General features: G+C 69.4%; 26 protein-coding genes and 2 pseudogenes. 12 read left to right on the top strand and 16 right to left on the bottom strand.

The window, feature by feature from the left end:
* Positions 1–84 precede the first annotated feature (84 nt).
* Both AB0K21_RS25655 and AB0K21_RS25650 read right to left on the bottom strand, forming a co-directional pair.
* Positions 85–618 (bottom strand): ATP-binding protein, encoded by a 534-nt coding sequence (locus AB0K21_RS25655; protein WP_364153836.1) that lies wholly within the window; start codon positions 616–618, stop codon positions 85–87.
* The gene (locus AB0K21_RS25650; RefSeq protein WP_364153833.1) at positions 615–902 is read right to left on the bottom strand and encodes a hypothetical protein; all 288 of its coding nucleotides are present in this window, start codon (positions 900–902) and stop codon (positions 615–617) included. Before AB0K21_RS25650 ends, AB0K21_RS25655 begins: the two co-directional genes overlap by 4 nt.
* Before the next feature lie 124 nt (positions 903–1,026).
* Between AB0K21_RS25650 and AB0K21_RS25645 the strand changes: the two genes are divergently transcribed.
* The 4 genes from AB0K21_RS25645 to AB0K21_RS25630 all read left to right on the top strand — a co-directional run bounded on the left by AB0K21_RS25645 (position 1,027) and on the right by AB0K21_RS25630 (position 3,722).
* Positions 1,027–1,971 (top strand): helix-turn-helix transcriptional regulator, encoded by a 945-nt coding sequence (locus AB0K21_RS25645; protein WP_343961594.1) that lies wholly within the window; start codon positions 1,027–1,029, stop codon positions 1,969–1,971.
* Complete coding sequence (locus tag AB0K21_RS25640; RefSeq protein ID WP_343961590.1) at positions 1,968–2,207, top strand: DUF397 domain-containing protein; 240 nt, start codon at positions 1,968–1,970, stop codon at positions 2,205–2,207. The genes AB0K21_RS25645 and AB0K21_RS25640 overlap by 4 nt, the downstream gene beginning before the upstream one ends.
* 108 nt (positions 2,208–2,315) lie before the next feature.
* Positions 2,316–2,540, top strand: coding sequence for a DUF397 domain-containing protein (locus AB0K21_RS25635; protein ID WP_343961588.1), 225 nt, complete (start codon positions 2,316–2,318; stop codon positions 2,538–2,540).
* Between the two features lie 255 nt (positions 2,541–2,795).
* Positions 2,796–3,722: a leucine-rich repeat domain-containing protein gene (locus tag AB0K21_RS25630; RefSeq protein ID WP_364153828.1), complete on the top strand. Its 927-nt coding sequence runs from the start codon at positions 2,796–2,798 to the stop codon at positions 3,720–3,722.
* Positions 3,723–3,878: 156 nt separating this feature from the next.
* Here AB0K21_RS25630 and AB0K21_RS25625 read toward each other — a convergent pair whose 3' ends face one another.
* Together AB0K21_RS25625 and AB0K21_RS25620 are read right to left on the bottom strand one after the other, a co-directional pair.
* Positions 3,879–4,697, bottom strand: a complete 819-nt coding sequence (locus tag AB0K21_RS25625; RefSeq protein ID WP_343961584.1) for an ABC transporter permease — start codon at positions 4,695–4,697, stop codon at positions 3,879–3,881.
* On the bottom strand, positions 4,694–5,638 hold the full coding sequence (locus tag AB0K21_RS25620; protein WP_343961582.1) for an ATP-binding cassette domain-containing protein: 945 nt from the start codon (positions 5,636–5,638) through the stop codon (positions 4,694–4,696). The genes AB0K21_RS25625 and AB0K21_RS25620 overlap by 4 nt, the downstream gene beginning before the upstream one ends.
* Before the next feature lie 32 nt (positions 5,639–5,670).
* On the opposite strand from AB0K21_RS25620, the pseudogene AB0K21_RS25615 reads away from it, so the two are divergent.
* Both AB0K21_RS25615 and AB0K21_RS25610 read left to right on the top strand, forming a co-directional pair.
* A pseudogene (locus AB0K21_RS25615) lies at positions 5,671–6,414 on the top strand (TetR/AcrR family transcriptional regulator); the annotation flags it as partial.
* Between the two features lie 47 nt (positions 6,415–6,461).
* Positions 6,462–6,596: pseudogene (locus tag AB0K21_RS25610) on the top strand (transposase); the annotation flags it as partial.
* 131 nt (positions 6,597–6,727) lie between these two features.
* On the opposite strand, the gene AB0K21_RS25605 reads toward AB0K21_RS25610, so the two are convergent.
* The 3 genes from AB0K21_RS25605 to AB0K21_RS25595 all read right to left on the bottom strand — a co-directional run bounded on the left by AB0K21_RS25605 (position 6,728) and on the right by AB0K21_RS25595 (position 8,884).
* Complete coding sequence (locus tag AB0K21_RS25605) at positions 6,728–7,000, bottom strand: GlsB/YeaQ/YmgE family stress response membrane protein (RefSeq protein ID WP_343961578.1); 273 nt, start codon at positions 6,998–7,000, stop codon at positions 6,728–6,730.
* Positions 7,001–7,160: 160 nt separating this feature from the next.
* Entirely contained in the window at positions 7,161–8,651 is a 1,491-nt protein-coding gene (locus tag AB0K21_RS25600; RefSeq protein WP_364153823.1) for an SPFH domain-containing protein, read from the bottom strand.
* A gap of 32 nt (positions 8,652–8,683) precedes the next feature.
* Positions 8,684–8,884, bottom strand: coding sequence for a hypothetical protein (locus AB0K21_RS25595; RefSeq protein WP_343961574.1), 201 nt, complete (start codon positions 8,882–8,884; stop codon positions 8,684–8,686).
* A 471-nt stretch (positions 8,885–9,355) separates the two neighbouring features.
* On the opposite strand from AB0K21_RS25595, the gene AB0K21_RS25590 reads away from it, so the two are divergent.
* Positions 9,356–11,326 carry an FAD/NAD(P)-binding protein gene (locus AB0K21_RS25590; protein ID WP_364153820.1) on the top strand — a complete coding sequence of 657 codons (1,971 nt, stop codon included), beginning with the start codon at positions 9,356–9,358 and terminating at the stop codon, positions 11,324–11,326.
* A gap of 18 nt (positions 11,327–11,344) precedes the next feature.
* Here the strand turns inward: AB0K21_RS25590 and AB0K21_RS25585 are convergent, their stop codons facing one another.
* Positions 11,345–12,373 (bottom strand): acyltransferase family protein, encoded by a 1,029-nt coding sequence (locus tag AB0K21_RS25585; protein ID WP_364153817.1) that lies wholly within the window; start codon positions 12,371–12,373, stop codon positions 11,345–11,347.
* Between the two features lie 107 nt (positions 12,374–12,480).
* Positions 12,481–13,287, bottom strand: a complete 807-nt coding sequence (locus AB0K21_RS25580) for an SDR family NAD(P)-dependent oxidoreductase (RefSeq protein ID WP_343961568.1) — start codon at positions 13,285–13,287, stop codon at positions 12,481–12,483.
* A 165-nt stretch (positions 13,288–13,452) separates the two neighbouring features.
* On the opposite strand from AB0K21_RS25580, the gene AB0K21_RS25575 reads away from it, so the two are divergent.
* The 4 genes from AB0K21_RS25575 to AB0K21_RS25560 all read left to right on the top strand — a co-directional run bounded on the left by AB0K21_RS25575 (position 13,453) and on the right by AB0K21_RS25560 (position 17,290).
* Positions 13,453–15,915 carry a nitrate- and nitrite sensing domain-containing protein gene (locus AB0K21_RS25575; protein WP_364153814.1) on the top strand — a complete coding sequence of 821 codons (2,463 nt, stop codon included), beginning with the start codon at positions 13,453–13,455 and terminating at the stop codon, positions 15,913–15,915.
* A complete protein-coding gene (locus AB0K21_RS25570; RefSeq protein WP_030916058.1) occupies positions 15,912–16,319 on the top strand; it encodes a roadblock/LC7 domain-containing protein in 408 nt (135 codons plus the stop codon). The genes AB0K21_RS25575 and AB0K21_RS25570 overlap by 4 nt, the downstream gene beginning before the upstream one ends.
* Positions 16,320–16,386: 67 nt before the next feature.
* Positions 16,387–16,734, top strand: coding sequence for a DUF742 domain-containing protein (locus AB0K21_RS25565; protein WP_030916054.1), 348 nt, complete (start codon positions 16,387–16,389; stop codon positions 16,732–16,734).
* Positions 16,715–17,290, top strand: coding sequence for an ATP/GTP-binding protein (locus AB0K21_RS25560; RefSeq protein WP_343961561.1), 576 nt, complete (start codon positions 16,715–16,717; stop codon positions 17,288–17,290). Before AB0K21_RS25565 ends, AB0K21_RS25560 begins: the two co-directional genes overlap by 20 nt.
* A gap of 61 nt (positions 17,291–17,351) precedes the next feature.
* Here AB0K21_RS25560 and AB0K21_RS25555 read toward each other — a convergent pair whose 3' ends face one another.
* From AB0K21_RS25555 to xylA, 6 genes are all read right to left on the bottom strand, one after another.
* Complete coding sequence (locus AB0K21_RS25555) at positions 17,352–17,723, bottom strand: DUF742 domain-containing protein (RefSeq protein ID WP_364153809.1); 372 nt, start codon at positions 17,721–17,723, stop codon at positions 17,352–17,354.
* Complete coding sequence (locus AB0K21_RS25550) at positions 17,720–18,109, bottom strand: roadblock/LC7 domain-containing protein (protein WP_343961557.1); 390 nt, start codon at positions 18,107–18,109, stop codon at positions 17,720–17,722. The genes AB0K21_RS25555 and AB0K21_RS25550 overlap by 4 nt, the downstream gene beginning before the upstream one ends.
* A 114-nt stretch (positions 18,110–18,223) precedes the next feature.
* Complete coding sequence (locus tag AB0K21_RS25545) at positions 18,224–20,428, bottom strand: nitrate- and nitrite sensing domain-containing protein (RefSeq protein WP_364153805.1); 2,205 nt, start codon at positions 20,426–20,428, stop codon at positions 18,224–18,226.
* Positions 20,429–20,569: 141 nt separating this feature from the next.
* The gene (locus AB0K21_RS25540; RefSeq protein ID WP_343961553.1) at positions 20,570–21,229 is read right to left on the bottom strand and encodes a DUF998 domain-containing protein; all 660 of its coding nucleotides are present in this window, start codon (positions 21,227–21,229) and stop codon (positions 20,570–20,572) included.
* Between the two features lie 114 nt (positions 21,230–21,343).
* On the bottom strand, positions 21,344–22,714 hold the full coding sequence (gene xylB, locus AB0K21_RS25535) for a xylulokinase (protein ID WP_364153801.1): 1,371 nt from the start codon (positions 22,712–22,714) through the stop codon (positions 21,344–21,346).
* Complete coding sequence (gene xylA, locus AB0K21_RS25530; protein ID WP_343961549.1) at positions 22,711–23,862, bottom strand: xylose isomerase; 1,152 nt, start codon at positions 23,860–23,862, stop codon at positions 22,711–22,713. Before xylA ends, xylB begins: the two co-directional genes overlap by 4 nt.
* Positions 23,863–23,940: 78 nt before the next feature.
* On the opposite strand from xylA, the gene AB0K21_RS25525 reads away from it, so the two are divergent.
* Positions 23,941–25,101: an ROK family transcriptional regulator gene (locus AB0K21_RS25525; RefSeq protein WP_364153797.1), complete on the top strand. Its 1,161-nt coding sequence runs from the start codon at positions 23,941–23,943 to the stop codon at positions 25,099–25,101.
* 188 nt (positions 25,102–25,289) lie between these two features.
* Here AB0K21_RS25525 and AB0K21_RS25520 read toward each other — a convergent pair whose 3' ends face one another.
* Entirely contained in the window at positions 25,290–25,742 is a 453-nt protein-coding gene (locus AB0K21_RS25520) for a MarR family transcriptional regulator (RefSeq protein ID WP_364153794.1), read from the bottom strand.
* Positions 25,743–25,774 lie beyond the last annotated feature (32 nt).

Below are 25,774 nucleotides of genomic sequence, written 5' to 3'. Positions count from 1 at the left end.
GACTGTCGTCGCCGGTCGGCTTGCTGCGGCCACGGTGACCGGAGGGAGGGGTACGCCTCGGGGAGGCGTTTCCGGTCAGGTGGGTCAATTGGAGAGGGAGCCGGGTCCGTTGGCTCCGTTGGCTCGGTCGGTTCTGTTGGTTTCGTTGGTCGGGAGGTGGAACCAGACGGCGGTGCCCGCTTCGGGGTCGTGGTGGGTGCCCCAGGCGGTGGCCATGGCCTCGACCAGGAGCAGGCCGCGCCCGCCGTCGCTGTCGAAGTCGGTCGCGCGGACGAAGGGGAGGCTGGTGGCCGAGCCGTCGTCGATGACCTCGGCGTGGATCATGCCGCCGCCCAGGCCCAGGCAGACCGTGATCGATCCGCCTGTTGTCCATCCGGAGTCGGAGTGGACGACGGAGTTCGTCACGACCTCGCTGAGCAGCAGCACCACGTCGTCGAGGGCGGAGGCGTCGACTCTGCCGGTCAGCAGGTCCCGTGCCCAGGCTCGGACCGTCGTGACCGAGCAGGCCAGGCCCGCGAACTCGGCGTGGCCCAGCGGGTGCAGTACGGCCCAGCGTCCCGTGCTCGCTCGCCTGCGTTCGTAGCGGCAGGTGGCCTGTTCGTAGGCGTTCACGTTCATGCGATCGCCGCCGAGACGATGACGTCGGCGGCGTTGTCGGCCCCGGCCCAGACCCCTTCGCCGGGCCGCCACATCCTGGCCCACCAGGGCCGCCAGACGAACATCCAGCCACAGGCCCGGCGGATGACGGTGATCCGGACCCGTGTCTCGCCCCCGGACATGACCTCCAGGATCGGCTGCCCCACCTGGGGGAGCACCAGTAAGGTGCCCACTCCAAGGCCCCGTAGGTCCCACCCCAGCCGCACCAGGTGAATCAACTGCTCTTGCGGATCACGTGGCTTCACAGCCCGTCCTTCCCCTTGTCTGTTGAACTGGCCCGCTCGCACTTTCAGAGACGTTGACGCTTACGCACTGTCATTGACCGTATGCTCAGAGCATGCAGCCATGCAGTCCCATATGCAACCCCAAATGCATATGCACGAAGAAGAACTTCATGGAAAGCTCGATCCGCAAAGTAGGCCAACCCGGCGTAAATCTCATGAAGGTGGACACGTGACCGAAGGCCAGAGCCCTACTGTTCGGCGACGCCAACTCGGTATGGAACTCCGTCGGCTCCGTGAGCGTGCGAATGTGTCCGCTATCCAAGCGGGCGAGCATATTGGTCGCTCTGATTCGACGATCAGCCGCTTTGAGACCGGCAGGGTCACCATCCGTCAGAAAGTTCTCGTTCAACTCCTCGATCTGTACAAATCAGCCGATGACGAGACCCAAGCTGTGCTTGATCTCGCACGCGAAGCGAGCAAACGAGGGTGGTGGCACGCCCACGGAGACGCAGTACCGCCATGGTTTGAAGTTTTCATCGGTCTCGAAGCCGAGGCCGCGTCAATTCAGACCTACCAACCTCAGTTGATCCCTGGCCTTCTCCAAACTGAGGCATACGCACGTGCCGTCATCGAAGCCGACCATCCCGGGATGTCCGAGGAGGAAATCGACAGGCTTGTCGCCCTGCGCCTGGTAAGGCAGAAACTCCTTACCCGGTCGAACCCACCGGAACTGTGGGCGGTGATGAGCGAAGCGGCTCTACGGCACGCCATCGGCGGGCCGGCGACAATGCGTGAGCAACTTCTCAGCCTCCGTGACGCGCGGCGACTCGCAGGGGTCACTCTTCAGGTGCTGCCCTTCGCCAGAGGCGCCCACCCTGGCATGCTCGGCCCCTTTCACCTCTTGGAGTTCCCTCAGCCTTCCGAAACTCATGTTGCTTACGTCGAGTACCTGACAGGTTCCATATATCTGGAAAAGCCAGAGGAAGTCCGCAGGTATAGACTCATTTTTGACCACATTCGCGCAGCTGCCCTGCCGCCGAACGAGTCCGTCGCGCTGATGAGCGTGGTCATAGAGGAGATGACTTCGTGACCGTAGAAGAGCGTGAGCCGCGAGACCTACCCGACCTTTTTCACGCCGTCTGGCACAAGAGCAGCCTCAGCGGCAATGGTGGTGCCGACTGTGTCGAGGTCGCCACCAACCTCCCCGGTATCGCGGCCGTCCGAGACAGTAAGGCCCCCTTGGGGCCGGCGTTGGTCTTCTCGCCTGACGAGTGGCGAACCTTCCTCAACGGTGTCAAGAACGGCAAGTTCGACAAACTGCGGTAGTCAAGCGGGAGACGCTGCTCCTAGCTTCTGACGCTTTGAGATTGCTCATCGCGCAGTAGGCAGCAAACCTGGAGGACAGCGCCCGGGCTAAGGGAAAAGAGATGCTGGATGGCGGAGAACCAGCCAGAGAGGGATCTAGCCCGTCTGGGGTGGCGGAAGAGTTCGCGCAGTCAGGGGACGACGGACAACTGTGTCGAGGTCGCCTTCGTTTCGGGCCTGGTCGCCGTCCGCGATTCGAAGGATCCTGGCGGCGCCACGCTCGCCTTCTCACCAGGTGGCTGGACCGCCTTCCTCGGTCGCGTCAAGACCGGAGACTTCGACACACGTCCCTGAGCGCGTGGCAGGTCAGGGAAGGTTCCTGAGAGGTGAGGGACACAGGTGCCCCATGAGGGCCTCGCCGCCGTTTTCGCCTCTGGTCTCATGCGTGCGGTCGAGGCTGTTCGCTTGGCGTTCGCCGACATCGATGTCCCATCCACCAGCCGGCCCTCAGCGCCCTCCAAGCAGGTTCCCAGCGCCGATCCATAGCCTCATCCTCGACCCTCGCGCCCGAGGCGACCGGGCATCCGAGCGACGACGAGGAGAGAGACCTTGACGGAGACCGGGAACGACCCGATGACCGCTGACGAGCGGATCGACAGGTGCCGGCGAGAGGGATCGACCACACTGGACCTGTCCGGGCTCGACCTGGACACGGTGCCGGAATCGCTCGGCGATCTCACCCATCTGACCAATCTCTACCTGCGCGATAATCGGCTGACCGTTCTGCCCGATTGGCTGGGGAATCTCACCGCCCTCACCGCACTCTGCCTGGACAACAACCGGTTGACCGCTTTGCCGGAGTCGTTGGGGAACCTCACCGAGCTCGGATGGCTCTATCTGAGCGACAACCAGTTGACCGTTCTGCCGGAGTCGTTGGGAAACCTCACCGAGCTCGACTATTTCCACCTGGAGGGTAACCGGCTGACCGCTTTGCCGGAGTCAGCGGGGAACTTCGCCAAGCTCAGCGAGCTTTGCCTGGACAACAACCAGTTGACCGCTTTGCCAGAGTCGTTGGGGAACCTCACCGAGCTCTGGTGGCTCTACTTGGGCAACAACCAGTTGACCGTTCTGCCGGAGTCGTTGGGGAACCTCACCGAGCTCACCGTGCTCGATCTGACCGGTAACCGGCTGACCGCTCTGCCGGAGTCAGTGGGCAACCTCGCCGCCCTCACCGAACTCTGCCTAGGAGCTAACCGGTTGACCGCTCTGCCCGAGTCGCTGGGCAACCTCACCGCCCTCACCGAGCTCAGTATGAGCGGTAACCGATTGACCGCTCTGCCCGAGTCGCTGGGCAACCTCACCGCTCTCACCGAGCTCAGTGTGAGCGATAACCCGCTGACCGCTCTGCCCGACTGGCTGGGTGACCTTCCCGCCCTCAGCGAGGGCACCAGGCTCCTACTGAGTGTCTTCTACGAGGAGCGTTGGGGTTGGTGGGGTCAGAGAATTCCACCGGCCTCACCAGGCCACGACTCTTGATGATCCCGCCGGCCGACCCGCGGCATACGAGCGACCTGTTCGTGATGTGACCCGTCGGGTCCTGGCCGCATGCGATGCACGGCAACGGTCTTCTGACGGCGCACCGGAGACGGAGAACCGTTGGAGGAGAACAAGGCGGTCGCGGGTGCCTGGGGGTCAGCGTCCTGTGCGCGTGTAGGCGCGGAGCGACAGCGGGACGAAGATCACCAGCAGCGCGGCCGACCAGAGCAGGACGGCGGTCACCGGATGCGCGAGTGGCCAGGCCACGTCTCCGGACGGGGCGCCCGGGTTGCCGAACAGCTCCCGTGCGGCGGCGGTGAGCGCGCTCACCGGGTTCCAGTCGGCGATGAACCGCAACCAGGCGGGCATGCCGTCGGTCGGGACGAACGCGTTGGACAGCATCGTGATCGGCAGGCCCAGCGGCACCATCGCGTCGGCGACCTGCTCGTCCTTCACCGCCAGGCCCAGGTAGACGCCCACCCAGCTCAGCGCGTACCGCAGCAGCGTCATCAGCAGGAACGCCCCGGCGGTGGGGATCAGGCCGCGGTGCGGCTGCCAGCCCACCAGCAGGCCTGTGGCCACCATGGCGGCCAGCATCAGCAGGCCGATCAGCAGGTCGGCGCCGGTCTGCCCGAACGGCACCGCCAAGCGCGCCATCGGCATGGAGCGGAAGCGGTCCATCACGCCGCGAGAGGCGTCGGTGGCCATCCGCCCCATGACCCCCAACCACGCGGAGAAGGTCACCATCGCGAACAGGCCGGGCATGAGGTACTCGCGGTAGTCGCCGCCGTCCGGCACCTGGATCGCGCTGCCGAAGACGTACCCGAACAGCACCACCATGATGACCGGGAAGACCAGCGCGGCGACGACCTGCCCGGGCTCTTGCCGCAGCCGGCTCAGCTCGCGGCCGACCAGGGTCAGCCCGTCGGTGAGCGTCCAGCGCAGGCGGCCCAGTGGTGAGGTGAGGACGGTCATCGCACGGTCTCCTTGCGGTCGGTGAGGCGCAGGAACACCTCGTCGAGGGTGGGGCGGCGCAGGCTCACGTCGGCGGCGGCGACCTCGGCGCGGTCGAGCTCGCGCACGATGTCGGCGAGCCTGAGGCGGCCGCCGGGCAGGGCGACGCTGAGCCGGTCGGCGCCCGTCGTCGTGGGATCGGTGCCGGTGAGGGTGTTCAGCACGGTCATCGCCGCAGGCACCGCGGCGGGGTCTTCGAGGGTGACGTCGAGGCGGTCGCCGATCGTGGCCTTCAGCTCATCGGGCGTGCCAGTGGCGATCACCTGCCCGTGGTCGACGACGGCGATGTCGTCGGCCAGCTGGTCGGCCTCGTCCAGGTACTGCGTGGTGAGCAGCACGGTGGTGCCGTCGGCCACCAGCTCGCGGATGCTGTCCCAGATCTCGCCGCGGCTGCGCGGGTCCAGGCCGGTGGTGGGCTCGTCCAGGAAGAGCACCTGGGGGCGCAGGATGAGGCAGGTGATCAGGTCGAGTCGGCGCCGCATGCCGCCGGAGTAGCCGAGAACCGGCCGGTCGGCGGCGTCCGTCAGGCCGAAGCGTTCCAGCAGCTCATCGGCCCGCCGGTGCGCCTCGCGCCGGGACAGGTGGGAGAGGCGCCCGAACATGCGCAGGTTGCCACGGCCGGTGAGTTTCTCGTCCACGGCGGCGTACTGGCCCGCGAGCCCGATCCTGGCGCGCACCTTGGCGGCCTCGCGGACGACGTCGTATCCGGCGATGCGGGCGTGCCCGGCATCGGGATCGGACAAGGTCGCCAGGATGCGCACCGCGGTCGTCTTTCCCGCGCCGTTGGGCCCCAGCACGCCGCAGACCGTTCCTCTCGGAACGCTCAGGTCCAGACCCCGCAGCGCATGGGTGTCGCCGAAGGACTTGTACAGCCCCTCGGCGACCACGATCGGATCAGACATGATCCCCTCCAACTGGGTACGTTGTACGCGGTATGGCGGCCAGGCTAAGCCACTGGGTACTATGTACGCAAGTAGGGGGTGGAACGGTGACCGACGCCGAGTACGTGAACATCTGGATGCGGCCCGAGCGCCCCGCCCGCGGGCCGAAGCCGGCCTACAGCCGCGCGCAGATCACCGAGGCGGCCGTCCGGATCGCCGACGCCGAGGGCCTGGAGGCCGCCACCATGCGCCGCATCGCCGCCGAGATCGGCGCCGGCGCGATGTCCCTCTACCGGTACGTCCCGAGCCGCGACGACCTCGTCGAGCTCATCGCCGACCGGCTGCAGGGCGAGGTCGACGTCGAGGGCATGCCCTCCGGCGACTGGCGCGCGGATCTGACCCGCTACGCCGACGGGCTGCGGGCGATGTGGCTGCGGCACCCGTGGATCGCCACCGTGCAGCGGTCACTCCCCAGCTTCGGCCCCAACCAGCTGCGCCTGATCGAACGGGTGATGGGTGCCCTCGACCCGCACGTCTCCATCGACGAGAACCTCGGCCTCATGGCCATGCTGAACGGCTATGTCGAGGGCGCCGTCCGCGAGGAGATCAGCTGGGCCGAGGAGGTCCGCCGCAGCGGGCTCAGCGAGTCGGAGTGGATGGTGCGGAGCTCCCCGCGGGTCCACCAGCTGCTGGAGAGCGGGGACTATCCGATCTTCAGCAAGATCGTGATGGAGGCGCGCCGACTGCACCTGAGCCGCGACGACCAGTTCCGGCACGGGCTCCAACGCGTCCTCGACTGCATCGCCACGGCCCTCCCGTCAACGGCCGAGCCTCCGACCTCGGCGCACCGAGAGGGGTGTTCCCCGACGCTCGTCACCAGGGGTGCCGGGTTCACAAGACCCGCAATGTGATCGACTCCCTGCCGAAGCCCGCCCGGCCAGGGGCGAAGAAGGCTCTGCAGGAGATCTACAACGCCGAGGACCGTGATACCGAACACGAGACATCCCCGGCCCGGAGGATTCCGGGCCGGGGATGTCGTGGGTGCCGGGGCGCTGGTCTCCGGGTTCCCGGCTTTTCCGGGAACCCGGCCCCGGGCACGGGTGGACTTGGTTACCGAACGCCTCGCCTGCCGTACAGGCTCACCGCCAGGATGACGCCGACCGCCGCCAGGGCGATCTGGATGATGAGTTCGATCCAGTCGATGCCCGACGTGGTGGCGACTCCGAGCGCTCCGGCGATCGCGGTGCCGATGAGGGCTGCGACGATACCGATGACGATGGTCAGCCAGATCGGGATGGCCTGCTTGCCGGGCACGACGAGCCGACCCAGGGCACCGATGATGGCGCCGATGACGATGGCGGTGATGATGCCGGTGACTGTCATGTTCCACGCTCCTGTCTGCTCAGCTGCCAGGCGTATGCCCTGGGAAAGACGAACAACACATAACGGAGTGACCCGAATTACTGGCCGTCGGTCACGATCCTGTTGTGAAGTGGTCGTATACGGGTTCCAACCCGCGATCGTCGCCCGGAGAACCCCGGTGTCAGGAGACCCGGTCGGCGGACCTTCCCGGTGTTTCGCCGGCCGTGTCGCCGGCGGGAACGGCGGGGACGGCGGGGACGGCGGAAGCGCCGGGGGTGGCGCCGCTCAGCAGGGAGCGGACGAGTCCGAGGCCGGTGCCGCCGAGGGTGAGCGCCTTGGCGAGCATCTCCTCGACACCCTGGGCGCCGTTGAGAACGACCATGTGGTCGACGTTGCCGAAGGACTTCGCCCCCGCCTCGACGATCTGCGGCCAGTTCTCGGCGAGCTGCTGGGCGATGACCGCCTCCTGGTTGTCGGCGAGGGCCTCGGAACGGGCCCGGATCGCGTCGGCCTCGGCCAGGCCCTTCGCCTTGGCCGCCTCGGCCTCCGCGAGTCCCTGCGCCCTGGAAGCCTCCGCGGCGGCCAGGCCGGTGGCCTTGGTCGCGTCGGCGGCGGCGAGGCCGCGCAGCCGCACGGACTCCGCCTCGGCCGCGGCGGCCTGCTTGACCTGCGACGCCTGCGCGGCGGCGCGGAGCTCGGTCTCGCGGGCCTCGGCCTCGGCCTGGGCGATGCGGGCGTCGCGTTCGGCCTGGGAGGCCGTCACCGTCTCGTACGCCCTGGCGTCGGCGGGCTTGCGGACCTGGGCCTGCAGTCGCTGCTCGGCCAGCGCCGCCTCAAGCTCGGCGGCACGGGTCTCCTGGACGACGACCTCCTGGCGGGCGGACGCCTCGGAGAGCGGCCCCGCCTGGCGGGACCTGGCCAGCGCCTCGTCGATCTCGGCCTGGTAGGCGGCCTGCTTGATCTGGGAGTCGCGCCAGGCCGCGGCCTTGTTGGCGGCGGCGACCTGCTCGGCCTCGGTGGCCTCCTGGTCACGCTGGGCCTCGGCGATGCGCGCCGAGGCGGCGATCCTGGCGGCGTGCGGCTTCCCGAGGTTGGTGATGTAGCCCGTCTCGTCCTCGATCTCCTGGATCTGCAGGGAGTCGACGATCAGGCCAAGTTTGATCATCTCGTCGGCGGCCGAGGCGCGGGTCTCGCCGGTCAGCCGCTCCCGGTTGAGGATGAGGTCCTCGACCGTCAGGTTGCCGATGATCGATCGCAGGTGGCCGGTGAACAGTTCGTGGATGGCGCCGTTCATCGAGTCCTGCTGGTCCAGGAAGCGGCGGGCGGAGTTGGCGATCGAGTGCAGGTCGTCGCCGACCTTGTAGATCACGACGCCGCGTACCACCACCGGGATGCCCTGCTGGGTGACGCAGGACACCTGGAGGTTGGCGGCCCGGCTGTCCAGGCGCAGGCGGCGCGCGGTCTGGAATCCGGGGAGCACGGAGGTGCCCTTGCCGGTGATGATCTTGAATCCGAGGCTGTCGGCCTCCTCGCTCCTGCCCCGGGCGCCGAGCCCGGAGATGATCAGCGCCTCGTTGGGCTCGGCCACCCGCCAGATGGCCTTGAAGAGCAGGACGATGACGGAAAGGGCGACGATGACGACGCCCCCGATGACGAAGTACTCCGTAGGCATCGCGGCCTCCGCGGTGGGGGATGAGAGAACTGTCAGCCGAGCGCTCGGGAGACGTAGACGGTGCGCGGCGGGAAGAAGTCGACGATCACGACGATCGAGCCGACGGTGAACTCCTCGTCGGGAACCGTGGGATGCGCGTAGAACGCCTCGACACCGCCCCGGACCACCACCATCACCTCACCGACCAGGCCGGGGCCGATCTTTCCGGTGACCCTGCCCTCTTTACCGACCACGCGTTACTCCCCGGATCAGCCGTCAGAGGGAGAAACGAATGCGCGCCTCGCTCCGCCACGCACCATGCCGTGACGTGAACTCGACCGGACGTTAATCCCCGCGCCTCACTTTATAGGGATAACGAGCCGACTTCCGATAACGTTCCGGCTTATCCTGAAAACTCATACGGCTCACCTCCCTCGCACCCGTCCCCCGGCTCAGGTAATCCGAGGTCAGCGGCGGAAAGGGACGGAGCAGCGGGGAACCATGCGGAGTGGTACGTCCCGGTCGCGCCAGGTGGGGGTCCTTTCCTCGGACCGGATAGGTCACGGCGTGCCGTCGTCGCCCGCCCCTCCTTTCAATTCCCGGCGACCATGACATGACTCTCATGCAGGAGATATCGTGACAGCACGCTAATGGCATGGGTAAAAACTTCCCGAAAACACAGCGCGGCGACCGCGGCGATCCATTCACATCGTGATGATCGCCCCATGACCGATCCTGATGAGATCAATCCACGTAAGGCCCTGGAACTCGGTATGGACCGGCCCATCTCCCGCCGGGACTTCTTCGACGGGGTGATCGCGGCCACGGGGATCGCGGCGGCGTGCTCGCTGCCCGGGATCGGCGGACGGAACACCTCCCCGGCCAAGGGCGCGGAAGACCTGGAGCTCTCGCCCGACACCTCCTACCCGCCGTCCCTCACCGGGCTGCGCGGTGACACCGCGGAGGCGCTGAGCGTGCCCCACGCCCTTCGTGACCAGCGGTTCTGGGCATACGCCGGGATGCCGGAACCCACCGGCGAGCGCTATGACCTGGTCGTGGTCGGCGCGGGGATCAGCGGCCTCAGCGCGGCCCACCGGTGGCTGGAACGCGATCCGGGCGCACGGATCCTGATCCTGGACAACCACGACGACATCGGCGGGCACGCCCTGCGCAACGAGTTCCGCCCGAGGGCCAGGAGGGGGCCGCTGGTCGCGTACGGCGGGTCACGGTCGATCATCAACCCGGCGGCCTGGACCCCCGAGGGGAAGGACCTGCTCGCCAAGCTGGACATCCGCCCCGAGAGGCTCGCCGGGGAGCGGAGGCTCTACGCGGACCTGGGGATGCACGACAGCGTCTTCTGCGACCGGGAGACCTTCCCGGCCGAGCGGCTGGTCGTGTTCACCCCCGGCAAGGGGGCACCGCGGTGGATCGCCGAACTGCCGGTCGCGGAGCAGGCCGGAAAGGACCTGCTCATGCTGTACGGCGACCCGCCGGACTGGTTTCCCGGCCTGTCCGGCGAGGAGAAACAGGAGCGGCTGGCCAGGCTCACCTACTCGGGTTTCCTCGCCGAGGTCTGCGGGGTCCATCCGGACGTGCTGAAGTTCGTCCAGACCATGCCGAGTGACGAGTGGGCCTACGGCTCCGACGCCTTCGGCGCGATCGACGCCTGGGCCTGCGCCGACGAGCACCGGTACGCCGGATTCCAGGGGCTCGGCCTCGACGCCTCCAAGCCGTCCAGGTACAACTCCCCGACCGTGATCAAGGAGTGGGACGCGGGCGAGCCGCGCGCCTACCGCTTCCCCGAGGGCAACCAGGCGATCGTCCGGATGATGGCCGCCCGGATGATCCCCGGCTTCGCCACGACCGCCGACATGGCGGGGATCACCACCGCGAGCTTCGACTACGGCGCGCTCGACCGGCCGGGCAACCGGGTCCGGGTGCGCCTGTCCAGCCCGGTGGTCTCGGCGGCCAACGACGGCCGGCCCGAGGCGGCCACCGGCGCCACTGTCGGCTACTTCGACGGCGAGCGGGTGCGGACCGTGCGGGCCGGAAGCGTGATCATGGCCTGCTGGAACTCGATGATCCCCTACCTGGTCGGCGATCTGCCGCTCGCGCAGCGGGCGGCGCTGTACCGGGCGGTCAAGGTGCCCCTGCTGTACGCGACGGTCCAGCTCCGTGACTGGCGCGCCTGGCAGGAGATCGGGATCAGGCGCGCCAGGTTCACCGGCGCCCGCTGGTGCGTGGCCGAACTCGACGACCCGGCCGACATCGGCGGCTACCGGTGTCCGAGAACCCCCTCCGAGCCGATCGCGGTGCACATGGTCAGTACGGCCGTCACACCCGGCGTGTCACCCGCGCACGGCTCGGTCGCCGGCCGGTACGCCCTGATCGAGACGCCGTACGGGCACCTGGAGTACAGCATCCGCGACCAGCTCACCCGGTTGCTCGGCCCGGGAGGCTTCGACGCGGCCCGCGACATCGAGGCGATCACGGTCAACCGGTGGGGGCACGGCCACACCCCTGAGTACGCCACCCCGTGGGATCTCGACTTCTACCCCGACGGCCGGCCACCGGCGGCCGTCGCCCGCCGGCCGCACGGCCGGATCGCGATCGCCAACGCCGACTCCGTGCCCGCCGCCCGCGCCGACGCGGCCGTCACCGCCGCCTACCGCGCGGTCGCGGAGCTACAGCGCTGACGGGGTGCCGACGGGGAATCAGACGGGCTTTCTCAGCCCGGTGAAGGCCCAGCTCATCCTCGGCTCGACCGCCCAGCGGGTGGCGCGCCGCACCGGCTCCGTGCACAGCAGGGCGGCGAGCCCGACCCCGAGAAGCGCCACGGCCGTCACCCCCGGCAGGGTCTGGGCCCAGTCGCCGTAGAACCGCTCGGCGACCTTCACCACCAGGCCGTGCAGCAGGTAGGCGTACATCGTCGCCGCGCCGAGCCCCGAGTACCAGGTGCGCCTGGCCGGGGTGACCGCCAGGAACGCCGCGACGAGCAGTGCCCCGGCGGCCAGCATGCCGAGGCGGATCAGGCTGCCGGTGAGGTCGTCGACGCCGATCGCGTCGTTGGCGTGCCGCCACCGGATCCACTCGGTCTTCACCAGACTGTGCGTGGCGAGCGCCAGGATGCCGCCTCCGACCAGCACGATCGCCCCCGCGGCCCGTACCCACCGCCGCCTGAGCCACTCGAAGTGCTCGGGACGGAGCATCAGCCCGAGCACGTAGAACGGGAGCAGGCCGAGGGTCCGGTTCATCGACAGCTCGTCGGGAAGCCTGCTCGTCCCCGACAGCAGCGACAGCCCGACCGCGACCGTCAGCGGCCACCGCAGCTGCTGCCAGACCGGTGTGGACAGCCGCCACAGGAAGAGCGACATCAGGAACCAGGTCAGGTAGTACGGGTCGAGGAGGCTGATGTCGAGCTTGCCGTACAGGATGAGGCGAGGCAGCGAGTAGAGCAGTTCGAAGATCACGTACGGGACGGCGAGCGTGCTGATCAGCTTGCGCGCCTTGCCGGAGGAGAAGGTGAAGTTCCGCGACAGGTAGCCGCTGAGCACGATGAACAGCGGCATGTGGAACGTGTACACGTAGAAGTAGGCCGCGTGCGCGACCGGCACGTCCCGCAGGTCCTCGATCAGGTGGCCCGAGACGACCAGGGTGATCGCCAGGAACTTGGCGTTGTCGAAGAACGGGTCCCTGCCCGCGGCGGGCGGGAGAGCGGCCCGCAGCGGGGTTGCGACAGTCACAGCCCGGACCGTAGCCAGACCCGCCCAACGCCCGGCGAACAACCGGTGACCGCCGGGGAAATCCCCGCGCGGTCCCACCGGTGCCACCCGGTGGGATCGTGCGACGGCTACCCGACGGCGGCGGCGCTGGCGTCCCAGAGCGCGCGGGCCAGCGCGGGGTCGGCCATTCTGCCGGGGACGGCCGCCGGGGCGCTTTTGGCGAAGTAGCGGCCCGGGTGGGCGGTGCCGTCCGGGTGGGTGGCGAGGTGCACCATGGTGCTCGCGCCCTCCTCGACGGTCTGGCCCATGCCGGGGATGTTCTTCACCATCCACATCATCAGCGTGGCCGGGGCGAACTCGGTCTTGATCACACCGGGATGGAAGCAGGTCGCGGTCACCCCGGTGCCCGCGAGGCGCCGGGCCAGTTCCACCGTGAAGAGGGCGCCCGCCTGCTTGGAGTCCCCGTACTGGAGCCAGCCGCTCCAGCGCCGCCGCTCGCGGTCGAGATCGGACGGATCGAGGCGCCCGGTCTTGCCCGCCCGGGAGGAGGTGGTGATCACCCGCTCCCCGATCCGCTCCAGCAGCAGGTTCGTCAGCAGGAAGGGGGCGAGGTGGTTGACCTGGATCATCGTCTCGTGGCCGTCGCGGGTGAGCGTGCGCTCGGTGGTCATGACACCCGCGTTGTTGACGAGAATGTCAATCCGCTCGTAACGGGAGAGCAGCTCGGCCGCCAGTCTGCGCACATCGTCCAGGGAGGTGTAATCGCAGGTGAACGTATCCGGGACCGTTCCCGAGACCGCCGCCACCCTTTCCGCCACGTGAGCTGTCTTACCGGGATTACGGCCGACCAGAACAACCCGCTGCCCGCGCCTCGCGAGCTCTACCGCCGCCGCCTCACCAATTCCGGCACTAGCCCCGGTAATCACACTAATCATCCGATCCTCCACTGCGCAGAAAGCGTATTCGGTGCTAGTCTCCTATGCGATCTTCCGGAGGCCTATCCATCCCTAAACCGGCACGAGCCTCCACACGCTCAGAGGTTGGGACGAGTGGACATGGGCTCTAGAAACCGCTCGATTCGGTTCAAGATTTTCTTGCTGTTGCTCCTGCCGCTGTTGTCACTGAGCGCACTGTGGGGCTTCGTGCTCAACCTGACCGTCGGTGACGGGATCACGCTGCTCAACGCGAACAGCATCTACCAGTCGGTGGGTGTCACCTCCACTGATCTGGGACTACAGCTTCAGGCGGAGCGGACACAGTCGTCGGTGGCGATCAGCTCCCGGGTCCTCACGAGCGGGATGGGTGAGCAGCGCTCCCGGACCGACCGGGCGGTCGAGGCGTTCAGGAAGGCCACCGCCTCCGAGAGTTCCGGCAGCCCGGAACTGCGTAGCTCACTGGACGCGCTGCTCAGCCAGCTCAACCGGCTTCCGAACATCCGGTCGGGCGTCGACAGCGGACAGCAGGCACGGCTGACCGTGCTGTCGAGCTACAACCGGATCCTCGACGCGGTCTTCCTGGTGTACGACCAGATGGCCGCGGTGCCCGATCTGTCGATCTTCCAGCAGGCCACGGCCATGCAGGGCATGGGCAACGCCTATGAGATGTTCGCCAGGGAGAACGCGCTGATCAGCGGGGCCCTGATCGACTACCGGCTGTCGGAGGAGGAGCGCAAGGCCTTCGGCGAGTACGTCACCACCCGGAACTTCCTGCACACCAAGGGTGTGGCCCTGCTCGATCCCGAACTGGGCAGGACCTACCGCGAGACCTTCGAGTCCGCGGCCTTCGAGAAGTTCACGGACCTGGAGAAGGCCGTCATCGGGTCGACCGGTAACCGGCTGGCCCCCGAGGCGGCCAGGTGGAAGACGACCGCGAACGAGATGTCGGCCTGGCTGGACAAGGTCAACCTCGCCGCCTCCAAGAAGCTGGCGGAGCGAGCCCAGACGGCGGCCACCGGCATCCTGCTCCGGATCGTGATCGCCGGCGGCGTCGGCCTGATCGCGGTGGTCGCGTCGATCATCATCTCGGTCCGCTTCGGCCGCCGCCTGGCCGCCGAGCTCGCCGGGCTCCGTTCGGCCGCCCTGGAGCTGGCGGACGTGCGGCTCCCCCGCGTCGTGGAGCGCCTGCGGCGCGGCGAGGAGGTCGACGTGCGGGCCGAGGCGCCGCCGATCCAGGCGGGCGGCTCGACCGAGGTGCACGACGTGGCCCAGGCCTTCGGCTCGGTGCAGCGGACCGCGGTCGAGGCCGCCGTCGGCCAGGCCAACCTGAGGCGTGGCGTCAGCCAGGTCTTCGTGAACCTGGCACGGCGCAAGCAGAGCCTGCTCCACCGCCAGCTCACCCTGCTCGACAGCATGCAGCACCGGGCGACTGACCCCGACAGCCTTGAGGACCTGTTCCGGCTGGATCACCTGACCACCCGTATGCGGCGGCACGCCGAGGGCCTGATCATCCTGTCCGGCGCGGCACCCGGCCGGTCGTGGCGCAAGCCGGTGCCGGTGGTCGACGTGCTGCGAGCCGCGATCGCCGAGGTCGAGGACTACACCCGGGTCAACGTGATGCCGGTGGCCGACATCTCGCTCGACGGGGCCGCGGTCGCCGACATCACCCACCTGGTGGCCGAGCTGATCGAGAACGCCACGATCTACTCCCCGCCGCAGACCATGGTGACCGTGCGCGGCGACGTGGTGGCCAACGGGTTCGCCGTCGAGGTCGAGGACCGCGGCCTGGGCCTGAGCCCCATGGAGTACGCGGCCATCAACGAGCGGCTGGCCAACCCACCGGAGTTCGACCTGGCCGACAGCGACCGGCTGGGCCTGTTCGTGGTGGGCCAGCTCGCCTCCCGGCACGGCATCCAGGTCATCCTGCGCGGCTCACCGTTCGGCGGCACCACGGCCATCGTGCTCATCCCCCGTACGGTGATCGCCCAGCAGGGCGCGCCGCTCGCCCTCACCGTGGAGCAGACGTCCTCCGCCACCGAACTCGCCGCCGAGCATTCGGGAGAGCCGTTCGACTCCTCCTCGCACGACGCGTTCGCCCCCTCCGCCAACGGCAACGGCCTGCCCCGCAGGATGAGGCCGGCCTCTCCTGCCCAGTTCACCGCCGCGCCCGCACTCAGCGTGGTGACCGACCCGCCGGCCCATGCCCGGTCCGCCGGGCAGGTGGGACATCCGGGCGGGACCGCGGACCAGGAGACCGGCTGGGCCCACGCCCCCTTCGCCGCGTCGCCCGAGGAGACGCCACAGGGGACCGGTGAGACCCTCCGGACACCTCACGAGTCCGAGCTCGGCAATGACGCTCCGACACGTAAGACGGCCACCCAGCCCCCCAAGGGGCCGGGCGGCCTGCCCCGCCGGATCCGGCAGGCGAACTTGGCGCCTCAGCTCCGTCAGGAGTCCGAGGCGGCGGAGCCCGCCCAGCCGGAGCCAAGGGCGGAACCGTGCGAGGAGCGTTCGCCCGACGAGGTCCGCGCGTTGTTCTCCGCCTTCCAGGCGGGTGCGCGGCGCGGACGCGAGGAGCAGGACGACGACTTCGCACACCACACGACAGGCGACAAGGGGGACAAATGACCGGAAAATTGACCAACACCGGCGAGCTGAACTGGCTCCTCGACGACCTGACCACCAGGGTGGGCGCGGTGCGCCAGGCGGTGATCCTTTCCACCGACGGGCTGGCCGTCGGCTTCTCGAAGGGGCTCAACCGCGAGGACGCCGAACATCTGTCCGCGGTCGCAGCCGGATTCCAGAGCCTGGCACGCGGCGCGGGACGCCATTTCGGCGGCGGTGAGGTGCGCCAGACCATCGTGGAGATGGAGTCGGCGTTCCTGTTCGTCACCGCCGCCGGACAGGGCACCTGCCTGGCCGTGCTGAGCAGCTCCGACGCCGATGTGGGTCACATCGCGTACGAGATGGCGATGCTGGTCAAGCGGGTGGGCCAGCATATCTCCACCAGTCCGCGCCAGGGTCTCTCATGAGCGGGGGAGCGGGTGGTGGCGCCGTCCATGAACCGTCGGATCCCCGAACCCGGTGCCGGAGGTCCGGATGACACACTGGATGGACGAGGAGGCCGGACCGGTCGTCCGGCCCTACGCGCTCATCAGGGGTCGCACCCGCTCCTCCGGTGACACTCTGGACCTGGTCGCGATGGTCACCTCGACCCGCGCCGTTCCGTCCGGGGGATTCGTCCCCGGGCCGGAACAGGAACGCATTCTCGCCATGGTCACCACCCCGACCTCGGTCGCCGACGTCGCCTCGGACCTCAACCTGCCACTCGGCGTGGTCAAGGTCCTTCTCGGCGACCTGCAGGACCACAAGCTCATCTCGATCGGGCGCGCCTCCGCGAGCGAGCGCATTCTCAAGGAAGTGATCAATGGACTTCGGGCCCTCTGACGAACCCGTCGCCCTCAAGATTCTCATCGCGGGTGGCTTCGGGGTGGGAAAGACCACACTCGTGGGCGCCATCAGTGAGATCCGGCCGCTCCGCACCGAGGAGGTGCTCTCCGACCGCGGTATCGGCATCGACGACGTCGACGGCGTGGAGGGCAAGACCACCACCACCGTCGCGATGGACTTCGGCCGCATCACGATCAGGGAGGGTCTGGTCGTCTACCTGTTCGGCACCCCGGGCCAGGAGCGGTTCTGGTTCATGTGGGACGAGCTGTCCTACGGCGCGCTGGGCGCCGTGGTGCTGGCCGACACCCGGCGGCTGACCGACTGCTTCCCCTCGATCGACTACTTCGAGCAGCGCGGCACGCCGTTCATCGTGGCCGTCAACTGTTTCGACGGCGCCGACCGGCACGAGGCGGAGGACGTGCGCGTCGCCCTGGACCTCGACGTGGACGTGCCGGTGCTCCTCTGCGACGTGCGGCGCCGTGTCTCGGCGAAGACGGTGCTCGTGACCCTCGTGGAGCACTCGCTGAAGGTGCTGACGGCCAGCCAGAGCTGAGAGGCGGGCCGGGGGGTTCCCCGGCCCTCGCCACCGAGAGCCCAGGCGCCCCGCCAGGAGATCACAGTGCCCGCAGGCCGCTGATCAACTCCCTCAGCAGACTCTCCGGCGGCACGGAGGCGGCGGGAAGCGGCGATCTCACCAGGATCAGGCCCTGGTCGAGCAGGTCGCCCAGGAGGACTTTGATCACGCCGACCGGCAGCTCGGCGTCCGACGCGATCTCCACGATCGGGCGTGCCCGCCTGACCAGGTTGAGCAGCCGCCGGTGTTCGGAGCCCAGAGACGCTCCCGGGGAGACCGGTGCCCCTGTCGCCACCGCCATCGAGAGCAGGTCGAACGAGGAGCAGGACGCCCTGGTGCGCCCCCCGGTCACCGCGTAGGGGCGAACGACGGGACCGGCCTCCTCGTCCACCCACTCGATGTCGTCGCTCATTGGCCGGCCATCCGGGGTCCGGTGGCCAGGTGCTGTCCGACCCTGGTGACCAGGCGGGCCATCTCGTAGGCGATCAGGCCCACGTCGGCGGCGCCGGTGGTCATGACCGACAGACAGCTCCCCTGACCGGCGGAGGTGACGAAGAGGAACGCGGAGTCCATCTCCACCATCGTCTGGCGTACGGCTCCGCCGCCGAACTGCAGGCTGGTGCCCTTCGCAAGGCTCTGGAAGCCGGACGCCACCGCCGACAGATGGTCGGCGTCCTCCTTGGTCAACCCTCTGGACGAGGCCATCATCAACCCGTCGTTGGACAGGATCAGTGCGTGCGAAACGTCCGCCACACTCGTGACGAAGTCATCCAGAAGCCAATAAAGCTCACCCGGCACGTGGTTAAACCCCTTCCCCTCTGATGATCCTGTTGATCTTTACCCCCCACCGGCGCGACGAAGCCGGTCTCATGGACCCGTCTCCGTTCGCGCTCCCGCTCTCACGGCCCCGGCTCAACGCTCGGCACCGCCGTCCTCGTCGTCGGCCCGGCCGCGCTGCCAGCCGGACTGCAGGGCGCTCATCAGCGCCCTCGTCTCCTCCGGTGACCGCTCCTCGATCTCGGCGTTGGGCGAACGTGGCTCCCTGGCCCGCATCGACGGCATGTTCGCCTGCCGTACCCGACGTGGCAACCCGCCGCCGCGCCGCAGCGGCCGCCACAGGTCCGTGGAAATCGGTACCGCGGGTTCACCGGACCCGGCCCGTTCCGGCTGCCCCTCGGGCTCGGGCCGCACGCTGATGACGGTGAGCACCGGCGGCTCCGACGGCTGCTCGACGGGCTCCGGCTCCCCGAGCAGTTCCTCGGGGATCAGGACGACCACCCCGGTCCCGCCGTACGGCGAGGAGTGCAGCGCGACCTCGACCCGGTACCTGGCGGCCAGCAACCCGACCACGGCGAAGCCCAGCCGATCGGTGTCGGCCGGGTCGAACTCCGGCGGACTGGCCAGGCGCTCGTTGATCGCGGCACGCTTCTCCGCGGTCAGCCCGAGCCCCCTGTCCTCGATCTCGACGGCGAAGCCACGGCCCACGAGCTCGCCGCGGACCGAGACCTGGCTGCCGGGCGGGGAGAAGACCGTGGCGTTCTCCAGGAGCTCGGCGAACAGGTGCATCATGTCCGCGACGGCGTTGCCCACCAGGGTGGTGCCGCCCGTCGGGAGGATCCGCACCCGGGCGTAGTCCTCGACCTGGGCTGCGGCCCCGCGCAGTACGTCCTCCATCGGCACCGACGAGCGCCACTTGCGGCCCGCCGCCCCGCCGGACAGGATCACCAGGCCCTCGGCGTGGCGGCGCATGCGGGTGGTGAGGTGGTCGAGCCTGAAGAGGTTCTCCAGCGACTCGGGGTTCTCCGCCCGCTTCTGCATGCCGTCGAGCAGCTTGAGCTGGCGCTGCAGCAGCGACTGGCTCCGGCGGGCGAGGTTGCGGAAGGAGTGGGCGGCGCCCTCGCGCAGCCTGGCCTGCTCCACGGCGGCGTCCACGGCGCGGCGCCGGACGCTGTCGAAGGCGGCGGCGACATCGTGGATCTCGGCGGTGCTGCCCAGCGGTTCCAGCTCGGGCGCCTCGGCCGTCACGTCCACCTTCTCGCCGCGGCGCAGCTTCTCCATCACCCGTGGAAGCCGCACCTCCGCGAGGTCGGTGGCGGCCCGCCGCACGCCGGCGAGTTCCCTGGCGATCCCGCTGCCGATCCGGTACGAGACGAGCAGCGACGCGACGACCGCGACGAGGCCGAGGACGCCGACGACACCGGCGCGGATGTAGACGCCCATGGTCACCGGCTCGGCCCGCTTGACGAGCGTGGGGCCGACCTCCGTCGTCGACCGCTGGTAGAGGGCGTCCAGCGCGTCGCCCGCGGCACGCCACTCGGTGGCCGAGACACCGCTGCCGGCCAGCAGGCGCGACTCCAGGGCGACGAACCTGGCGTACGTCGAGGAGGCGATCAGCTCCGTGAAGGGGGCGCGCAGCGAGGGCCCCAGCTCGGAGATCGCCTGTTCCATGAGGAATGCCCGGTTGGCGGCGATCCGGGCGAACACTCGCGCCTCGTGCTCCGTCATCGGGCTCCGCAGCGCCAGCGGGCCCGTGGCGAGTGCCCGCTCGCGGCTGAACAGGTTCATGCTCTGGTCGACCATCGTGACGGCGCGCAACTCGCGGTAGAGCGGGAGGTCGTTGGTGGGACTCAGGGTGTTGAAGAGCCGGTTCAGCGCGTCCGGCAGCCGGGCGAACTCCTCGGAGAGCCCCACCGAGTCGATCCGCCCCGCGTCGACCCTGGCTCGGATCGCGTCGAGCCCCTCCACCTGCCTGATCAGCTCGGCGTGGCGGGTCCTCGTCTCGTCGGACATCACCGCCTGCACCTCGTCCCGGCCCATCTCCTGGCGGAGGCGGGTGCGGGCCTGGTCGGTGACCGCGCGCTGTCCCGCGAGGGTCTTGTGGTCGGCGTTGGAGCGGGTGGCCAGGTACTCGGCGGACAGGATGTGCTCGCGTTGGATCGCGTTGTTCAGGTCGTTCGAGGGTTTGCCGACGGATTCGTACAGCGTGCCGATGGAGCGCAGGCTCATCGAGTCGCCGACCGTGACGACCGAGGCGAAGCCCCATACCGCCACCAGCGAGGTGAGAGGAATGGCCAGCAGCACCGAGACCTTGAACCGGATGGACTTGCTCGATGCCATGTCACCTCAACGGCTCGCTCACGGAACGCCAGGGGGAGCCCCCGGACGATCTCTAGATCGCCGACGAGAATAGCACTGGCGACTCCTGCTATTTGTAGCCTATTTGTGACATGTCATGAAATAGTCATGAGAAGTGAGAAGTCAGCCTAGAGCGGCGTGTGATGCCTGAGTTGCGCTTCGTGTCCAGGCCAGCCGCGCGAGCCGGGCGGCCAGCACGCCGACCAGCGCGGCCTCGGTGCCGAGCAGGATCCACTCGGCGAGACCCGCGAGCACCCCGTGCCCGGGGAGCGCCACGTAGGTGATCGCCAACAGGCCGAAACCTCCGGCCAGCGCCAGCCACTCCACGGTCCTGGCCACCGGCCGCCACCGCTCGTCCTCGTCGAACCGCGCCACCAGCAGGCCGCCCGCCACCGGCATCGCCACGAACACGGCGATCGACAGGTAGCGGTACGTCTGGCCGATCAGGTCGGTGCCCGTGCCGGGCAGGACCGGTGGCAGCACCGCGAGAAGGACGAGCCCGGCACCCCACACCCGCATCAGCCGCTCGGCCAGGACACCCACCGGCGCCCCGGTCGCGCGCAGCCCGGCGACCAGCGCGAGGGAGGAGATCCCCAGCGACGCCATGACGAACCCGGTGGCTCCGCTGCGGTCCAGCGCGGCGTACTCGCTGATGGTCAGATCGAGCGAGTCCGGGTACGGAACCGGGTCGGGCCGCCCCACCGCGACGGCCAGGGCCGCCACCGCGGCCGCCGCGATCCCGGCGCACGCGATCAGGGGGTAGAGCCTTTTCGAGGCGAGCATGGATCAAGTCTGCTCGCGGGAGGAGGTTTCGGGCATCCGGCGGCACCCCTGATCCAACCCTGAGCCGTCCCTGAGACGGCCAAGCCGGGGCGCCCCCTCACGCCCCGGCCCGTCTCAGCGGAGGCCACGGACCTCGGCGTAGCGATCCCTGATCCCGGGCGCGGGGTCGGCCTCGTAGCGCTCGGACCCGCCCGCCTCCCAGGCCGGAGGCTCGTCGCCGCCGAGCAGCCAGGCGGCCTGCCTGGCCGCCCCGTCCGCGACGTACTCCCCCGGCTCGGGAACGACCACGGGCCTCCCGAAGACCGCGGGGGCGATCCGTCGTACGGCCTCGGACCTGGCGCCGCCTCCGATGAGCAGCACCCTGGCCGGGTCGAGCCCGAGGGCGTCGAAGGCGTCGGCGAGGTGGCAGAGCAACCCCTCCACCGCCGCCCTGGCCAGGTGGGCCGGGGTGGAGGTACCCAGCGTCAGCCCGTGCAGCGACCCCGTGGCCGAGGGCAGGTTCGGGGTGCGCTCGCCCTCCAGGTACGGGACGTAGACGAGGCCGCCGGCCCCCGCGGGCGCCGCCAGGGCCAGCCGGTCGAGCTCGTCGAGGCCGACCCCGAGCAGCCGCGCGGTGGCGTCCAGCACCCTGGCCGCGTTGAGCGTGGCCACCAGCGGCAGGAACCGCCCGGTGGCGTCCGCGAACCCGGCCACGGCGCCGCTCGGGTCGGCGCTCGGGCTGCCGGCGACCGCGAAGGCCGTCCCCGACGTCCCGATCGACACCACCACGTCTCCCGGCAGGGCGCCGACCCCGAGGGCCGCCGCCATGTTGTCGCCCGTCCCCGGCGCGAGCCGCACCGTCCCGTCTCCGAACGCCTTGACCTCTCCCGCGCCGTCGCGAGGCCCCAGCACCTCGGGGAGTTCGGGGAGGGCGCCGAAGGCCGCCCGAAGGAGATCGGTCCGGTACTCCCCGGTCGCGGGCGACCAGTATCCGGTGCCCGACGCGTCACCCCGGTCCGTGACGAACTCCCCGCCCAGCCGCCAGGTGAGCCAGTCGTGCGGCAGGCATACTTTCGCCGTACGACGGGCGGAGTCGGGCTCGTGCTCGGCCAGCCAGCGGAGTTTGGTCACCGTGAACGACGCCACCGGCACGCTGCCGACCGCCTCGGCCCAGCGCTCGGGGCCGCCCAGCTCCCGGACCAGGTCGGCCGCCGCCCCGGCGGAGCGGGTGTCGTTCCAGAGCAGCGCCTTCCTGACCACGTCGCCCGAGTCGTCCAGGCAGACCATGCCGTGCTGCTGCGCGCCGACGCTCATCGCCTCGACGCCGTCCAGCCCGCCCGCCCGGGTGAGAGCCTCCCGCAGCGCCTCCCACCAGGCCTCGGGATCGACCTCGGTGCCCTCCGGGTGGGCCGCGCGGCCCTGGCGGACCAGGGTGCCCGTGCGGGCGTCCCTGATCACCACCTTGCAGCTCTGGGTCGACGAGTCGACACCGGCCACGAGCGTCATCCGCGGACCCCGAGGAGGTGTTCCATGGCGAGCTGGTTCAGGCGGGTGAAGTGGAAGCCGCGCGCGGCCACCGCTTCGAGGTCGAAGGAGTCGCGGCTCAGGTCCGCGATCGTCTCGCCCGCTGCCAGCGTGGGCTCGGAGAGTTCGGCGACCTTGCTCGCGGCGAGCGCCTCGACGACCTCGGGGTCCGCGCGGAAGGCCCTCGCCTTCTCCTTCAGGATCAGGTACGTGCGCATGTTGGCCGCGGCGGAGACCCAGACGTCCTCGGCGTCCTCGGTGCGCAGCGGCTTGTAGTCGAAGTGCCTGGGGCCCTCGTAGCCACCGTTCTCCAGCAGGTCGACCAGGAAGAAGGCGTTCTTCACGTCGCCGTGGCCGAAGATCAGGTCCTGGTCGTAACGGGGGCCGTGCTGGCCGTTCAGGTCGATGTGGAAGAGCTTGCCGTGCCAGAGCGCCTGCGCGATGCCGTGCGCGAAGTTGAGCCCGGCCATCTCCTCGTGGCCCACCTCGGGGTTGAGGCCGACGCGGTCGGGGTGTTCGAGTTCGTTGATGAACGCGAGCGCGTGGCCGACGGTCGGGAGCAGGATGTCGCCGCGCGGCTCGTTCGGCTTGGGCTCGATGGCGAACCTGAGGTCGTAGCCCTTCTCGATCACGTACGAGGTGAGCAGGTCCATGCCCTCCTTGTAGCGGCTGAGCGCGGCCCGGATGTCCTTGGCGGCCCCGGACTCGGAGCCCTCGCGCCCGCCCCAGCAGACGTAGGTGGTCGCACCGAGCTCGGCGGCCAGGTCGATGTTGCGGATGACCTTGCGCAGCGCGTAGCGGCGGACCTCACGGTCGTTGCTGGTGAACGCGCCGTCCTTGAAAACCGGGTGGGTGAACAGGTTGGTGGTGGCCATCGGGACCTTGAGCCCGGTCTCGGCCAGTGCCTTCCTGAAGTTCGCGATGGCCCGGTCCCGGTCGGGCTCGACGGCGAGCAGGTCGTCGTCGTGGAAGGTGACGCCGTACGCGCCGAGCTCCGCGAGCCGGTGAACGCTCTCCACCGGGTCCAGCGGGGCCCGCGACGCGTCACCGAAGGGGTCGCGGGCCTGCCAGCCGACGGTCCAGAGCCCGAAGGTGAAGCGATCTTCGGGCTTGGGGGTGTAGGCGCTCATCTACGTTCCTCCGATTTAATCCACTTTATGGACTTAATATGGATCGGGATGGTGGGATCGTCAAGAGGTGGATGCTCCATGACACAGGCCGTACGCCATGACTCGATGCGCGCCCGCAACCTCGGCGTGGTCCTCGGCGAGATCCGCAGGAACGGCCCGGTCACCCGGGCGGCGCTGGCCGAGATCACCGGGCTGACGAAGACGACGGTGTCGAAGATGGTCGGCGACCTGATCGAGGCGGGCATGGTCGCCGAGTCCGGCGCGCTGCGGGACGGCGAGCGGGGACGTCCGGGCACGGCGGTGGTGCTCAGCGGGCGGCGGGTCGCCGCGCTCGGCCTGGAGATCAACGTCGACTACCTGTCCGCCTGCGTGGTCGACCTCACCCTCGCGGTGCGGCTCCGATATTCACAGGCTGTGGACAACCGTGCGGCCTCCCCTGTGGAAACCCTTTCCCACCTGGCAGAACTTGCCCACAGGGCTGTGGATGAAGCCCGCCGGGAGGGCCTGGCCGTCGCCGGGTCGACCCTCGCGGTGCCCGGTCTCGTGGACGGGGGACTCGTGCACACCGCCCCCAACCTCGGCTGGCACCACGTCCGCGTCTCCGACCTGCTGGACCTCCCCGTCGAGGTGGACAACGAGGCCAACCTCGCGGCCCTGGGCGAGCTCTGGTTCGGTTCGGCCCCCGGCGACTTCCTGCACGTGTCGGGGGAGATCGGCATCGGCGCGGGCCTGGTGGTGGGCGGCACCCTGTTCCGCGGCGCCCGCGGTCTCGCCGGAGAGCTGGGACACGTGGTCGTCCACCCGGACGGCCCGGCCTGCCGCTGCGGCGGCCGGGGCTGCCTGGAGCGGTACGCCGGCCAGGAGGCCCTGCTCGGAGCCTGCGGCCTGACCGGCGTCCCCGAACTGCTGGAGAGCCTGCGCGCGGGCGAGCCCGGCGCGCTGGAAGCCTGCGAACGCGCCGGGTCCGCGCTCGGCATCGCCCTCACCTCGGCGATCCATCTGATGGATCCCGGCACGATCGTGCTGGGCGGCGTCTTCGCCCCGCTCTTCCCGTGGATCCGCGACCCGGTCCGGCAGGCGATGGCCGCCCGGCTGACCGGGATGCGGCACACCGTCCCCGACCTGACCGTCTCCCGCCTCGGCAGCGACGCCGCGCCCCTGGGAGCCGCCGGACAGATCATCCACCGGGTCCTCGCGAATCCGATCGCGACGCTGACGCGCCGCGGTGAGAACGCCTAGCGGGTGCGCTGCTGAAGCTCGCAAGTTCCAAGAAGCGCGAAGAGAAGTCTCATCCGATCTTGATGTCCCTTCGCAGGCGCGCGACGATGGCGCCGAAGCGCCAGGTGGCCTCACTCAGCCGGCCACTTGCCGGGATCACGGTCGGCTTCTCTCCGGTGGCGGGGGCTGCGGTCTTGGGGCTCGTTCGGCTACGAGGGGTTCGAGGTGGGGAGGAGAGAGGCGCAGATCTCCCGTAGCCCGCGGAGTTGGGTGGGGGTCAGGCGGTCGAAGAGGGCCTGGCGGACGGCCTCGACGTGGCCGGGGGCGGCGGCGGTGAGGGCCGCGAGCCCCTCGTCGGTGAGGATCGCCCAGCTCACCCGTTTGTCCGCGGCGCACGGCTCGCGCCGTGCCCAGCCACGCTCCTCCAGCCGTTTCATCGCGTGCGACAGGCGGCTCTGCGAGGAGTTGAGCTCCGTCGCCAGCTCGCTCATCCGCATCATCCGGTCGGGCGCCTCGGAGAGCTTCACCAGCATGGCGTAGTAGGCGTGCGGCATGCCGGAGTCGCGCTGCAGTTGCCGGTCCAGCTCCTCCTGGACGAGCTGTGAGGCGGCCATGAACGCACGCCAGGTGCGTTGTTCTTCGTCGTCCAGCCATCGCGTCACGGAACCAGCTTACTTGAACTCTCAACAAAGCG

Origin of the sequence: Streptosporangium sp. NPDC049248 (genome assembly GCF_040678965.1) — a bacterium.
Lineage (GTDB): Bacteria > Actinomycetota > Actinomycetes > Streptosporangiales > Streptosporangiaceae > Streptosporangium > Streptosporangium fukuiense.
This window is presented reverse-complemented; position numbering and strand designations above follow the sequence as displayed.